14 protein-coding genes and 1 pseudogene are annotated in these 11,290 nt (G+C 66.3%); 7 read left to right on the top strand and 8 right to left on the bottom strand.

All coding sequences use genetic code 11. The annotated features are described in order from the left end of the window. The first annotated feature begins 51 nt into the window (after window positions 1-51). Window positions 52-1,410 carry a Hint domain-containing protein gene (locus ASG52_RS25695; protein ID WP_082552733.1) on the top strand — a complete coding sequence of 453 codons (1,359 nt, stop codon included), beginning with the start codon at window positions 52-54 and terminating at the stop codon, window positions 1,408-1,410. Window positions 1,411-1,466: 56 nt separating this feature from the next. Here the strand turns inward: ASG52_RS25695 and ASG52_RS28585 are convergent. Continuing rightward, window positions 1,467-2,578 (bottom strand): annotated as a pseudogene (locus ASG52_RS28585) (Y-family DNA polymerase); the annotation flags it as partial. Between the two features lie 185 nt (window positions 2,579-2,763). Here ASG52_RS28585 and ASG52_RS28835 point away from each other — a divergent pair. After that, window positions 2,764-3,015, top strand: a complete 252-nt coding sequence (locus ASG52_RS28835) for a DUF6894 family protein (protein ID WP_502691114.1) — start codon at window positions 2,764-2,766, stop codon at window positions 3,013-3,015. 649 nt (window positions 3,016-3,664) lie between these two features. Further along, complete coding sequence (locus ASG52_RS27565; RefSeq protein WP_156384118.1) at window positions 3,665-3,808, top strand: hypothetical protein; 144 nt, start codon at window positions 3,665-3,667, stop codon at window positions 3,806-3,808. 16 nt (window positions 3,809-3,824) lie between these two features. Here the strand turns inward: ASG52_RS27565 and ASG52_RS25685 are convergent, their stop codons facing one another. The 4 genes from ASG52_RS25685 to ASG52_RS25675 form a co-directional block, all read right to left on the bottom strand. Further along, the gene (locus tag ASG52_RS25685) at window positions 3,825-4,031 is read right to left on the bottom strand and encodes a hypothetical protein (RefSeq protein WP_056249850.1); all 207 of its coding nucleotides are present in this window, start codon (window positions 4,029-4,031) and stop codon (window positions 3,825-3,827) included. An 80-nt stretch (window positions 4,032-4,111) separates the two neighbouring features. Next, the gene (locus ASG52_RS28580) at window positions 4,112-4,312 is read right to left on the bottom strand and encodes a dihydrofolate reductase family protein (RefSeq protein WP_286159170.1); all 201 of its coding nucleotides are present in this window, start codon (window positions 4,310-4,312) and stop codon (window positions 4,112-4,114) included. 290 nt (window positions 4,313-4,602) lie between these two features. Next, complete coding sequence (locus ASG52_RS28575) at window positions 4,603-4,776, bottom strand: hypothetical protein (protein WP_286159169.1); 174 nt, start codon at window positions 4,774-4,776, stop codon at window positions 4,603-4,605. Between the two features lie 23 nt (window positions 4,777-4,799). After that, on the bottom strand, window positions 4,800-5,009 hold the full coding sequence (locus ASG52_RS25675; RefSeq protein WP_082552732.1) for a hypothetical protein: 210 nt from the start codon (window positions 5,007-5,009) through the stop codon (window positions 4,800-4,802). A 137-nt stretch (window positions 5,010-5,146) separates the two neighbouring features. Here ASG52_RS25675 and ASG52_RS28110 point away from each other — a divergent pair, with 137 nt between their 5' ends. Beyond that, entirely contained in the window at window positions 5,147-5,308 is a 162-nt protein-coding gene (locus tag ASG52_RS28110; RefSeq protein ID WP_210170421.1) for a hypothetical protein, read from the top strand. Here ASG52_RS28110 and ASG52_RS25670 read toward each other — a convergent pair. Next, on the bottom strand, window positions 5,280-5,648 hold the full coding sequence (locus tag ASG52_RS25670) for an HVO_A0114 family putative DNA-binding protein (protein WP_056249847.1): 369 nt from the start codon (window positions 5,646-5,648) through the stop codon (window positions 5,280-5,282). The two genes, ASG52_RS28110 and ASG52_RS25670, sit on opposite strands and share 29 nt — an antisense overlap. Window positions 5,649-5,817: 169 nt before the next feature. Between ASG52_RS25670 and clpS the strand changes: the two genes are divergently transcribed. The 3 genes from clpS (at window position 5,818) to ASG52_RS25655 (ending at window position 9,107) form a co-directional block, all read left to right on the top strand. Further along, window positions 5,818-6,216, top strand: a complete 399-nt coding sequence (clpS, locus tag ASG52_RS25665) for an ATP-dependent Clp protease adapter ClpS (protein WP_056249844.1) — start codon at window positions 5,818-5,820, stop codon at window positions 6,214-6,216. A gap of 22 nt (window positions 6,217-6,238) precedes the next feature. Beyond that, window positions 6,239-8,737 carry an ATP-dependent Clp protease ATP-binding subunit ClpA gene (clpA, locus tag ASG52_RS25660; RefSeq protein ID WP_056249841.1) on the top strand — a complete coding sequence of 833 codons (2,499 nt, stop codon included), beginning with the start codon at window positions 6,239-6,241 and terminating at the stop codon, window positions 8,735-8,737. Between the two features lie 97 nt (window positions 8,738-8,834). Continuing rightward, window positions 8,835-9,107, top strand: coding sequence for a hypothetical protein (locus ASG52_RS25655; RefSeq protein ID WP_056249837.1), 273 nt, complete (start codon window positions 8,835-8,837; stop codon window positions 9,105-9,107). 108 nt (window positions 9,108-9,215) lie between these two features. On the opposite strand, the gene hemA is transcribed toward ASG52_RS25655, so the two are convergent. Further along, window positions 9,216-10,433 (bottom strand): 5-aminolevulinate synthase, encoded by a 1,218-nt coding sequence (hemA, locus tag ASG52_RS25650; RefSeq protein WP_056249835.1) that lies wholly within the window; start codon window positions 10,431-10,433, stop codon window positions 9,216-9,218. 50 nt (window positions 10,434-10,483) lie between these two features. Next, window positions 10,484-11,290 carry a putative photosynthetic complex assembly protein PuhE gene (puhE, locus tag ASG52_RS25645; protein ID WP_056249832.1) on the bottom strand — a complete coding sequence of 269 codons (807 nt, stop codon included), beginning with the start codon at window positions 11,288-11,290 and terminating at the stop codon, window positions 10,484-10,486.

The following is an 11,290-nucleotide window of genomic DNA, read 5'->3' as shown; positions in this document are numbered from 1 at the left end:
CGTGCGGACGAACATTAGACACCGAATGTTGTAGGGCAGAGAATAAATAATATGTCATCTGGACCCGCCCCATCGACTGCACCGCTCGAAGGCCATCGCCTAATCTCGATAGGCAACAGTCAGTATAGGGTCGTCGAAAAATTTGATAATAGATACCAAATTACAGAATTTTCAGACGGGGCTGGCGATAACCTGACACGTCTCGGCGACATAGAGAATGATACATTTCGTGTAGGCTCGTTCCAAGAGGCTTATTCATACCTTGGGAGGCTGAGCAACAATCAGGGAATATTTGCCAAAAGCTCAGGAAATTACTACCTTTACTCAAATAATTCGTACGCACTGAATGATACCGTAACCCTTCAGCGGCAGACTTATGATGCAGTTTGCTATTCCTCTGGAACTCTGATCCGCACCCCCGAGGGCGATCGCCCGATAGAGTCGTTGTCGGCCGGTGATCGCATCGTCACGGCTGCTGGCGAGCACCGTCCGATCCGCTGGATCGGCCACCGCACCATGGCTTGCCGCGGACGCATCGACGCCATGCCGGTACGCATCGCGGCCAACGCCTTCGGCGAGTCCCGACCGACCCGCGATCTGTACGTCTCCCCCGCTCACGCCGTCTGCGTCGATGTCCTCGGCGAGATGCTGATCCCGGCCTGCCGCCTCATCAACGGGACCACGATCAATCAGGTGGACGTGGAGACCGTCACCTACTGGCACCTCGAACTCGCCAGCCACGACATCCTGCTCGCCGAAGGGCTGCCGGCCGAGAGCTACCTCGACTGTGGCAACCGCCGCTTCTTCGCCAACGCCGAGGCGCCTGACCTGTTGACCGTCCCCGACGCCCGACCGGAAGGTCCGCTGCCATTCTGCCGCCCGTTCCACGAGACCGGCCCGCTGGTCGATCTGGTGCGCGCCCGGCTCGCCGTGCGCGCGGAAGACCTTGGCTGGCGCAGGGTCGAGGAGACGTTCGCCGGGCTGCACCTCGTCGCCGACGGCCGCACGATCCGCCCGGACGTTCAGGGTCTCACGGCTCGCTTCGTCGTCCCGGCCGACGCCCGCGATGTGCGTCTCGTCTCTGAAACGAGCGTGCCGGCTCACGTCGTGCCGGGCTCGACCGACGCGCGCCGCCTCGGCCTGCCGCTCGCCGGACTGACGATCGACGACGGCCTGACCGGCGCCCGCACGGTCGCCCTCGACGACCCGCGCCTGGATGATGGCTTCCACGCGTTCGACGGCGGCGTTCGCTGGACCGACGGCTCGGCGCTGCTCCCCGCCGACTTTTGGGCGGGCTGCAAGGGCTCGTTCTTCCTGCGGGTGACGCTGACCGGGCCGGCGCTGGACCGTTGGGTTGCGCCCGGTGAGACGGCCGGTGTGGTCAGTCTGGCGGAACACCGCCGGGCCTGAACCGGAAACAGATCGTCCCACCGCGACCCGATTGGCTCAGGTTGCGTCGGGGACCCTCACGCCCGAGCCGTCGGCAACTCGTCTACCCGTGTGGTGTAGCGCGGCGTCCGCATCTCGAACTTCGTCGCCCAGCCGCGCCGCTGCCGCTCCAGACCGGCGCGCGCCGGCGCCACCGCGCCCCGGCCCCAGCGCGCGTTACAGGCGTCGAGCGCGCCCATTAGGCTCGCCGAGCGCTCGCGGTCGAGTTGACCGATCAGTGCCCGTTGCGAGCCCGCCAGGGCACGAGGTCGGTCGTGACGATGCCGGCCTTCGAGTAGCGCCAGGGCGGGCTACCCTGCTCGCGCCACGTCCGCGCTACGCCGTGCAGCGCCGCCGGGATCAGCGCCAGCGTGTCGTTGGTCGCCTCCGGCAGCGTCACCACCGTCGAGACCGAGCGCATCGGCTCGCCGCGGTCGTGCTCGCTCGTGTGGTAGAAGACTGTCACGTGAGAGGTCGCCAGCCCCTCCCGCCGTAGCTTTTCGCCGAGCCGCATCGCGTGCGCGGCGACGGCATGCTCCAGCTCAGCCCGCTCCGTCACCCGGCCGGAGAACGAGCGCGTCACCGCGCAGCCCTTGCGCCGCGCCGGCACGAGGTCGAGTCCGAGGCAGGACACACCGCGCAACTCGTGGATCATCCGCTCGCCCACCACGGTGAGCGCCTTGCGCACCGGCCGCGGGTCGATGTCGCGAAGGTCCGCCACCATGTCGATACCGAGCGCTTCGAGCTTGGCGAGCGACGCCCGGCCGACGCCCCACAGCTCGCCGACATGGATGCGGCAGAGCCAATGCTCGTAGGCGGCTGGGTCGGTGAGATCGCAGACCCCGTCGAGTTCGGGCACGCTCTTGGCGATGTGGTTGGCGAGCTTAGCGAGCGTCTTGGTCGGCCCGAGGCCGACGCAGGTCGGGATGCCGGTCCAGGCCCGCACCGTCGCTCGGATATCCCGGGCGAGGGCGACGCGGTCGCGGCGAGTGTAGGCGGTGAGATCGAGGAAGCTCTCGTCGATCGAGTAGACCTCCACCTCGGGCGTGGCATCGCGATAGATCGCATTGATGCGTGCGCTCATGTCCCCGCAGAGGGTGTAGTTCGACGAGAACACGCGCACGCCTTGCGCTTGGCATATCTCGCGGATCATCCAGCGCGGAGACGCGCCAATCCGGTCTTATGCAGCATCTCCACCAAGCCCTACCCGTGAGCGCGACCGCTCTCGCTGGGGGACGGGTTCGGCAGAGGTAGGGCCCTAAACATAAGTTATTGCGCAAAACGGCGTCAGGCTGCGTATTCGATGCCTATCGTTTGCGCATCCCAAGCAAGAAAATGCCAATATTTTACATAGACACGATCAAATGTTGCGATACTTGCCGTGATGACTACGGAGAGACGTATCGCGATAACGCCGAGGCCCGACTGGCAACTATCCAAGCCTTGCCGGGTCTTGCCGACACTGAGCTTCCGGACGGCGAGCCACAGCATTACAAGGCCACCCTTATGGGCGAAGATGGACGAGTCCTTTACACAGCAACCCTGACATTTATTGGAAGGTGGGATACAAGCGCTTCGCTGGCCTAAGAATGCCAGAGGTATTGCAGTTTGCGCATACACCACGTCGCGCACTCCATCACGGTCCCGTGATCTACGTTATCGACGGGTAGGCTATCGAGAGCTACCCCATAGGCATCTATCAGTTAATAGGATTTTGCCATTAGGAACAGTAAAACCTTACAGGATAGACGCATCCTATAGTGGAGGATGAGTGTTTTGTCGCTCAAGAAATGCAATCCGCAGTCGAAATGGCTGGTGTAATATTTATTGGTCCGTTCTCTGATCTGAGAGAGGCAGTTTAAAGTAGTGTATGTGCTAAGGTAGATATTGCAGTGCTCGACATAAACGTCAAGGGCAAGTCGTCATTTGAACTTGCAGACAAATTACAATGGCGCAGGGTTCCGCTTTGTTTCGCTACTGGATATGATATTGATATAATGCCCGACCGTTTTACGCAGTCTCGATTCATCATAAAGCCATTCGATGGACCGGAGCTGGTCAAAGAGCTGGCACAGGGCTACGATTTTATGCAGTAAGCGCCACAGCCGCCCGCATAAACCCTATCCGCAATCCACTGTGTGAGCCGGACGCACCCGCATAGCGGCCAAGCTTGCATCGGACACAGCTACAGTAATAATTGCCCCAAGCCGGCAAAGCCCGGTAGGGGGTAGGCATCATGACGTTTGAGATTTTTCTGGCCGCGATGCTGATGGTGTCGCTCGTGTCGGTGCTGGTGCTGTACTCGCGGGCGTCGGAGGGGCCGACCTATATGCGCCGAGGGGGGAAGGCGATCCGTTGGGACCCGCCGACGCGGTGCTAACCGAGTCGAACAGGGCTCAATGAAACTGAGGCCCGTCTTCGTCGCGGGACAGATGCGCTGCCTCCCGCACGATGCGCGTTTCCAGAGCGCTCGCATTCGCCTCAAACTCGTCGGCTATGGCGCGGAGCTGATTAGCGATTTGATCGTGCTGTCCAATGAAGGTATCCGCCAGCTGCTGGAACAGTTTGGCCTTTTCACGGAAGTATGCGGCAGCGACCTTCATGCCGGCTGCATATCATATCTTGATTTGCGAGAGCTGGTCACGACTTCGCGAGGCTAGCCCGTTAGGTGCAGGTGAGCTTGCTACCTAATTCCGCAGATGTGGCGGAGCGCCTGCCCTGCCCCTGGGCGCTCGTCGGGCCCGCCCTGGTACTCGAAGATGCTCTGCACGCCGGCGAGGCCGTCAACGGCCGGCTGGATAAGCACGCTGATTTCGTCGATCAGCCCGGCCTTCAGGAAAGCGCCGTTAATGGCTGCCCCGCCCTCCAGCACGAGGGTCTCCATGCCGAACGTCTCGCCGAGCGCATCAGGGCCTTGGCGAGGTCCCGTCCGTCCGGGCCGGCGAGCACATAGGATACGCCGTCCTTCCGCAATTCAGTGAGGTAGGCGTCGGGCACCGCCTCCGACAGCACGGCGACGGCATGGTCCCCATGCAGGTGATCCTGCCCGTAATGGACCTTGCCGTTCGGGTCGATGGCGACCGCGAGGTCCCGGTCCCGGCGGTCGCCGACGAACGGGTCGCGCGAGGAGACGCCCGGGCCGGCCGCCGTCCGTGCCTTGCCTTTCGAGATGTCCTACATGGTCACACGCCCGCACATCCAGCCGTGTGCGCCGAGCCGGGGCGAGACCTCGTCGTAGTGCTTGCGGAGCCGTGCGGCGTCGACGCCGGCGGCCGGCACGGTGAATCGGCTCGGATGCAGCTTGCCGTCGATGGACGTCACCCTGTGGCAGATGATCTTCAGACGCATCGCGTGGCCTCCTTCGCCTCGCCTCATGCCGCCTCCGGCATCCGGTCGAGAAGCTTGTTCAAGGTGATCGGGTAATCGCGCACGCGGATGTCGGTGGCGTTGTGGACGGCGTTCGCCGCCGCGGCGCCGACCCCGCAGATGCCGAGCACGGCCTCGACCTCCGGGGCGGCCAGGGCCTCGTGTAGGCCACTCGCCCCGAGCATCCCGGAGGCGCCGAGAACGATGAGCGTCATGAGGGTGTGCGGTGGTCCGGGTCGAGGATCCGCTGCACCTCCCCTCGCGACGGCTAGGCGTTCAGCCGCGCCTACGCTCAGGCGGCCCGCAAGCTGACCTCCCGAGGGTCCGCAATGGGTCGAAAGCAGCCCCTCGCATGGTCAAGCTGATCGAGATTTGGGCCCTTGAGGCCTTTACCGGCCCTGCCTCAAGCCTCGTCATTCTCGACGCGATCGACCCCTTCCGTCAGGCGCTCGAAGCGGAAGTGAAGGCGTTCGGAGCGCCCGGATTCAGGCGGCGATCCGGATGGTCGAGGTGATCGCATCGATCTCACGCGACAGGCGCCCGCCCTCGCCGCGCAGCACGAGGCCGAGTTCGGCCAACGTCGTCACATCCTCGTGGACGCGCCGCACATCGCGGTTCAGGGCGCGTGCCGGCGCGCGAACCCCGCTCTCGGGCGTGCGCCGGAGATGGCGCAGCAGCTCGGAGCGCTTCGGGGTCATGACTGCGTAGAGAGCCGACCGATCCCGGACGACGATGCGGCCGTCACCCGCGACCGCTTGGCCGTCCTGCGCCGCCTTCCGGGCCTCGGCGACATCCGCCGCCACCGCGCGCAGGTCGCGGCCGACCTCGGTTTCGATCGTTCGTCCGCTCGCCATCGGCCCACCTCCTAAAATCACGCGCGGCGCAATCGTCATTCCCAGGCACGGACAGTTTCACGCACCTCACTGGCGCACTCGTTTTCCGGCCTATAGATTGCCTGGTAAGGGCGCCGCTCCCGTCGGGGGCGGGCACGAAAAGACCGCCAACAAGGTCGCTGCGATTCAGATGACTCTTACGTCGATCCAGGAGGGCGCGGCATCGCGGGCGGAGCGGGGGCTCCGGCCCGTCGTCGCGGCCTCGACCCCGCGCGGGCCGGGCGACGACGACCGGTCCGGCACCGCCATCATCACCCGCACCAAGCCGCGGGCGAAACGGCCGAGCCTGTACCGCGTGCTACTGCTGAACGACGACTACACCCCGATGGAGTTCGTCGTTCACGTGGTCGAGCGGTTCTTCAACAAGAGCCACGACGACGCCTACCAGATCATGATGCACGTCCACCAGAACGGTGTGGGGGAGTGCGGCGTGTTCACCTACGAAGTGGCGGAGACGAAGGTGACGCAGGTGATGGATTTCGCCCGCAAGCACCAACACCCGCTTCAGTGCGTTATGGAAAAGAAATAGGCATCCAGCGAAGGCCAGAGCATTGCCCAGCTTCTCACGTAGCCTCGAGCAAGCCCTCCACCGCGCCCTCGCGCTGGCCGGCGAGCGCCGCCACGAATACGCCACCCTCGAACATCTCCTGCTCGCCCTGGTGGACGATCAGGACGCCGCCGCTGTGATGCGGGCCTGCAACGTCGAACTCGACGTGCTGCGCCGCAACCTCGTCGAATACGTCGACACCGAACTGTCGAACCTCACCGGTGACGGTCGCCAGGACGCCAAGCCCACGGCCGGCTTCCAGCGGGTGATCCAGCGCGCGGTGATCCACGTGCAGTCGTCGGGCCGCGAGGAGGTGACCGGCGCCAACGTGCTGGTCGCGATCTTCGCCGAGCGCGAAAGCCACGCCGCGTATTTCCTGCAGGAGCAGGACATGACGCGCTACGACGCCGTGAACTACATCAGCCACGGCATCGCCAAGCGCCCCGGCGCCTCCGAGGCCAAGCCCGTGCGCGGCGCCGAGGAGGAGGGCCCGTCCGAGCGCCCGAGCGGCGGCGACGACGGCGAGGCGCGCCCGAAGAAGAAGGGCGACGCGCTGGACGCCTACTGCGTCAACCTCAACAAGAAGGCGAAGGACGGCAAGATCGACCCGCTGATCGGCCGCCACTCGGAGGTCGAGCGCACGATCCAGGTGCTGTGCCGCCGCCAGAAGAACAACCCGCTGCTGGTGGGCGACCCCGGCGTCGGCAAGACCGCGATCGCGGAAGGCCTCGCGCGAAAGATCATCCAGAACGAGGTGCCCGAAGTCCTGGCGGACGCCACGGTCTTCTCCCTCGACATGGGCACGCTCTTGGCCGGCACCCGCTACCGCGGCGACTTCGAGGAGCGCCTCAAGCAGGTGATGAAGGAGATCGAGGCGCACCCCAACGCCATCATGTTCATCGACGAGATTCACACCGTGATCGGTGCGGGCGCCACGTCGGGCGGCGCGATGGACGCCTCGAACCTCCTGAAGCCCGCGCTCGCCTCCGGTAGCCTCCGCTGCATCGGCTCGACCACCTACAAGGAGTACCGCCAGTACTTCGAGAAGGACCGCGCCCTGGTGCGCCGGTTCCAGAAGATCGACGTCAACGAGCCGTCGGTGCCGGACACCATCGAGATCCTCAAGGGGCTCAAGCCGTACTTCGAGGAGTTCCACAAGCTCAAGTATACGACCGATGCAGTGAAGGCCGCGGTCGAGCTGTCGGCGCGCTACATCAACGACCGCAAGCTCCCCGACAAGGCGATCGACGTGATCGACGAGACCGGCGCCTCGCAGATGCTGGTGCCGGAGGCGCGCCGCAAGCGCACCATCGGCGTCAAGGAGATCGAGGCGACCATCGCGACGATGGCGCGGATTCCCCCGAAGACCGTGTCGAAGGACGACGCGGTGGTGCTCAAGAACCTGACCGAGAACCTGAAGCGCGTCGTCTACGGCCAGACCAACGCCATCGAGGCGCTGACCTCGGCGATCAAGCTGGCCCGCGCAGGGCTACGCGATCCCGACAAGCCGATCGGTGCCTACCTGTTCGCGGGCCCGACCGGCGTCGGCAAGACGGAAGCGGCCAAGCAACTCGCCTCCTCGCTCGGCGTCGAGATGCTGCGGTTCGACATGTCCGAGTACATGGAGCGCCACACGGTCTCGCGGCTGATCGGTGCGCCCCCCGGCTATGTCGGCTTCGACCAGGGCGGCCTGCTCACCGATGGGATCGACCAGCATCCCCACTGCGTGCTCCTGCTCGACGAGATCGAAAAGGCGCATCCGGACCTGTTCAACATCCTCTTGCAGGTGATGGATCACGGGAAGCTGACCGACCACAACGGCAAGCAGGTCGATTTCCGCAACGTCATCATCATCATGACGTCGAATGCGGGCGCCGCCGACATGGCGCGCTCGGCCTACGGCTTCACGCAGACGAAGCGCACGGGCGACGACGTGGAGGCGATCAACCGGCTGTTCGCGCCGGAATTCCGCAACCGCCTCGACGCGATCATCTCGTTCGGTCACCTGCCGAAGGAGGTCGTCGCCAAGGTTGTGGACAAGTTCGTCCTGCAACTCGAGGCGCAGCTCGCCGACCGCAACGTCACGATCGAACTGTCCGACGAGGCGCGCGACTGGCTGGTGGAGAACGGCTACGACGACGCCATGGGCGCCCGCCCCATGGCCCGCCTGATCCAGTCCACCATCAAGACGCCGCTGGCCGACGAGGTGCTGTTCGGCAAGCTCAAGGATGGTGGCGCCGTGCGCGTCGTGCTCCAGCGGCCCGAGGGCGAGGACGCCAAGGTGCTGGCCAAGGGCAAGGGGGCGCTCGGCTTCGAGTTCCCAGCCGGCCCGGTGACCCCGAAGCCCGAGAAGGACGTGACCAACGCAGCCAAGCGCCACAAGCGCTCGAAGCCCCGCTCCGCGCCGCGCAAGAAGGCGACCAAGGGCGACGGCGGCAAGGGCGGCCCCGCGAATGGTGGCGGCGGCGTCCGCACCGTGCCGAAGGTGCCGCTGAAGGTGTGATCCCAAGGCGGCACGGGTTGCGTTCCCGTGCCGCCTTGCGGATATGAGCGGCCTCGCGGCCATGTCGGCGCCGCGGGGTCGAGAAGATGGGGGACGCATGACGAGCGACGCGCAGGAGGAGCCCCTCAGGCCGGTCGCGACGCCGCCCGCTCCACCACCGAAGCCCAAACCCTCCGCCCGCGAGCAGCGCCGCCGCCGCCGCCGCGCCCGCCACCGCGGCGAGGAAATCCTGGGTTGGATCCTCGTGCCGGTGATCCTGTTCGGAATCTACTGGGGCGTCACCGCCGGGCTCGAGGCCATGGGCACCAGCCCCGGCGTGGTCTGGGACCAGCTGATGCAGGTGAAGGCGGCGCTCGAAAAGAAGATGTGACGGCGCGGGTTGGCGGGAGCCGGCGCAGCAGCGCCCGCGCTGCACGGCGCGATGCGGCCGGGATTATCGCCCGGCCGCCGTCTCAATCCTCGAAAAAGTCCCGAAAAACTACTCGGCCGCCTGACGCTGCAGGCCGATGCGGCCCCAGATCGTGCTCAGGGCATCGACCAAGTGGTCGATGTCGGCGTTGGAGTGCAGCGGCGAGGGCGTGATGCGCAGGCGCTCGGTGCCGCGCGGCACGGTCGGGTAGTTGATCGGCTGAACGTAGATGCCGAACTCGTCGAGCAGGCTGTCGCTGATCGCCTTGCACAGCACCGGATCGCCGACCATCACCGGGACGATGTGGCTGCGGTTGGCCAGCACCGGGATGCCGGCGGCATCGAGCGCCTGGCGCACCCGGGCGACCCGCTCCTGATGCCGGGCACGCTCGACGCTGCTGCCCTTGAGGTGCCGGATGCTCGCCGCCGCACCCGCCGCGACCGCCGGGGGCAGCGAGGTGGTGAAGATGAAGCCGGAGGCGAAGCTGCGCACGAAGTCGCACAGGCGGCTCGACCCGGTGATGTAGCCGCCGTGGACCGCGAAGGCCTTGCCGAGCGTGCCCTCGATCACGTCGAGCCGGTGGGCGAGCCCCATCCGCTCGGAGATGCCGCCGCCGCGCGCGCCGTAGAGGCCGACCGCGTGGACCTCGTCGAGATAGGTCAGCGCGCCGTGCGCCTCGGCCACGTCGCAGATCTCGTCGATCGGGGCGATGTCGCCGTCCATGGAATAGACCGACTCGAAGGCGACGAGCTTGGCCCGGCCGGGCTCGATCAGCGACAGCTTGCGGTTCAGGTCCTCCGGGTCGTTGTGACGGAAGATCTGGCGCTCGGCTCGGCTTGAGCGGATGCCCTCGATCATCGAGGCGTGGTTGCCCTCGTCGGAGAAGATCACGCAGCCGGGCAGCTTCGAGCCGAGCGTGCCGAGCGCCGCCCAGTTCGAGACGTAGCCGGAGGAGAAGATCAGCGCCGCCTCCTTGCCGTGGAGGTCGGCCAGCTCCTGTTCGAGCAGCACGTGGTAGTGGTTGGTGCCGGAGATGTTGCGGGTGCCGCCCGCGCCGGCGCCGCAGCGCTCGATCGCCTCGTGCATGGCGCGCACCACGGACGGATGCTGACCCATCCCGAGATAGTCGTTCGAGCACCAGACCGTCACCTCGCGCTCGCCCGCGGGGCTATGGTGGGTGGCGTAGGGGAAGCGCCCGGCCTGCCGCTCCAGATCGGTGAAGACCCGGTAGCGACCCTCCCGGTGCAGACCGGTGATCTCGCTGTCGAAGAAGGCTTCGTAGTCCATGGCCGTCCTCCCATGCCCGCGGCTCTCGCGTCCGCCTGAGGTCTGAATCGTCAATCGTGGGGCGTGGCGCCGCCCTCCGGCGCGTCGGCGGCGGGCGCGGCCCGCCCCGGCAGGCTCCAGTTCCACAGGGCCGCCGAGGGCAACGGCAGCATCAGGAACCAGTGCTCGAGGGTGGCGAGCGCGCTGAGCGTCGCCAGAAGGGTGAGGCCGGTGGCGGGGCCGGCGGCGATGTCGGGCGCCAGCGCCCCCTGGATCAGCAGGGCGGTGATCGCCGTGCCGAGGGTCACCGAGAACGGGAACAGCGGGTTCATCGGCCGCCGCGACAGGTAGCAGGCGAGGTAGCCGAGATGGGCCGGGAGGAACTCGGCATGCAGGTTGCGCACGCCGAGGAACAGGTTGAGCCGGGCCGAGGCGTTCATCAGCGTCAGCAGCGCGTAGGTCCACAGCGCGATGCGGTTCTCCTGGCCCCAGGTGAGGCAGAGGATGGCCAAGCCGCCGGCCAGGATCGCGAATTCGTGCCACAGGCTGGTGGCGAGCGCCGCGAAGAACCGGTCGAGCCCCCGCACCGACGGGGCGCAAGCGGCAGGCCGCGGGCCGGAGACGAAGCCCATGTAGTAGCTCATCTCCTGCCAGCCCCACACCGCGATGGCGGCGCTGAAGCCGAGATAGGCGCCGGTCTCCGACGGGTCGCCCGCGCTCGCCCGGATCCCCCAGAACGCGCCCGCCAGCCCGACGCTCGCCGCCACCATCAGCCGGGCATGGTGCGGCCGCGGCCGATGCTGGAGCACCAGCACCAGCCCGGTGGCGGACCACCACAGCAGGACGGCGTAGAGCGCCGGGGCGGCGAGGTCGCCCAC

The sequence above is a fragment of the Methylobacterium sp. Leaf456 genome, from assembly GCF_001425465.1.
Lineage (GTDB): Bacteria > Pseudomonadota > Alphaproteobacteria > Rhizobiales > Beijerinckiaceae > Methylobacterium.
The sequence above is the reverse complement of the archived record's forward strand: the minus strand, read 5'-3'. Positions and strand labels throughout refer to the sequence as shown.

What these genes read in the sequence shown, in the direction of transcription:
- ASG52_RS25685 (WP_056249850.1), bottom strand. Translation starts at nt 4,031, where the DNA reads ATGAAGGTCGCTGCCGCATACTTCCGTGAAAAGGCCAAACTGTTCCAG.
- ASG52_RS28110 (WP_210170421.1), top strand. Translation starts at nt 5,147, where the DNA reads ATGGTCAAGCTGATCGAGATTTGGGCCCTTGAGGCCTTTACCGGCCCT.
- ASG52_RS25695 (WP_082552733.1), top strand. Translation starts at nt 52, where the DNA reads ATGTCATCTGGACCCGCCCCATCGACTGCACCGCTCGAAGGCCATCGC.
- hemA (WP_056249835.1), bottom strand. Translation starts at nt 10,433, where the DNA reads ATGGACTACGAAGCCTTCTTCGACAGCGAGATCACCGGTCTGCACCGG.
- ASG52_RS28575 (WP_286159169.1), bottom strand. Translation starts at nt 4,776, where the DNA reads ATGCGTCTGAAGATCATCTGCCACAGGGTGACGTCCATCGACGGCAAG.
- ASG52_RS28835 (WP_502691114.1), top strand. Translation starts at nt 2,764, where the DNA reads ATGCCAATATTTTACATAGACACGATCAAATGTTGCGATACTTGCCGT.
- ASG52_RS25675 (WP_082552732.1), bottom strand. Translation starts at nt 5,009, where the DNA reads ATGACGCTCATCGTTCTCGGCGCCTCCGGGATGCTCGGGGCGAGTGGC.
- ASG52_RS25655 (WP_056249837.1), top strand. Translation starts at nt 8,835, where the DNA reads ATGACGAGCGACGCGCAGGAGGAGCCCCTCAGGCCGGTCGCGACGCCG.
- ASG52_RS25670 (WP_056249847.1), bottom strand. Translation starts at nt 5,648, where the DNA reads ATGGCGAGCGGACGAACGATCGAAACCGAGGTCGGCCGCGACCTGCGC.
- ASG52_RS28580 (WP_286159170.1), bottom strand. Translation starts at nt 4,312, where the DNA reads ATGGAGACCCTCGTGCTGGAGGGCGGGGCAGCCATTAACGGCGCTTTC.
- clpS (WP_056249844.1), top strand. Translation starts at nt 5,818, where the DNA reads ATGACTCTTACGTCGATCCAGGAGGGCGCGGCATCGCGGGCGGAGCGG.
- ASG52_RS27565 (WP_156384118.1), top strand. Translation starts at nt 3,665, where the DNA reads ATGACGTTTGAGATTTTTCTGGCCGCGATGCTGATGGTGTCGCTCGTG.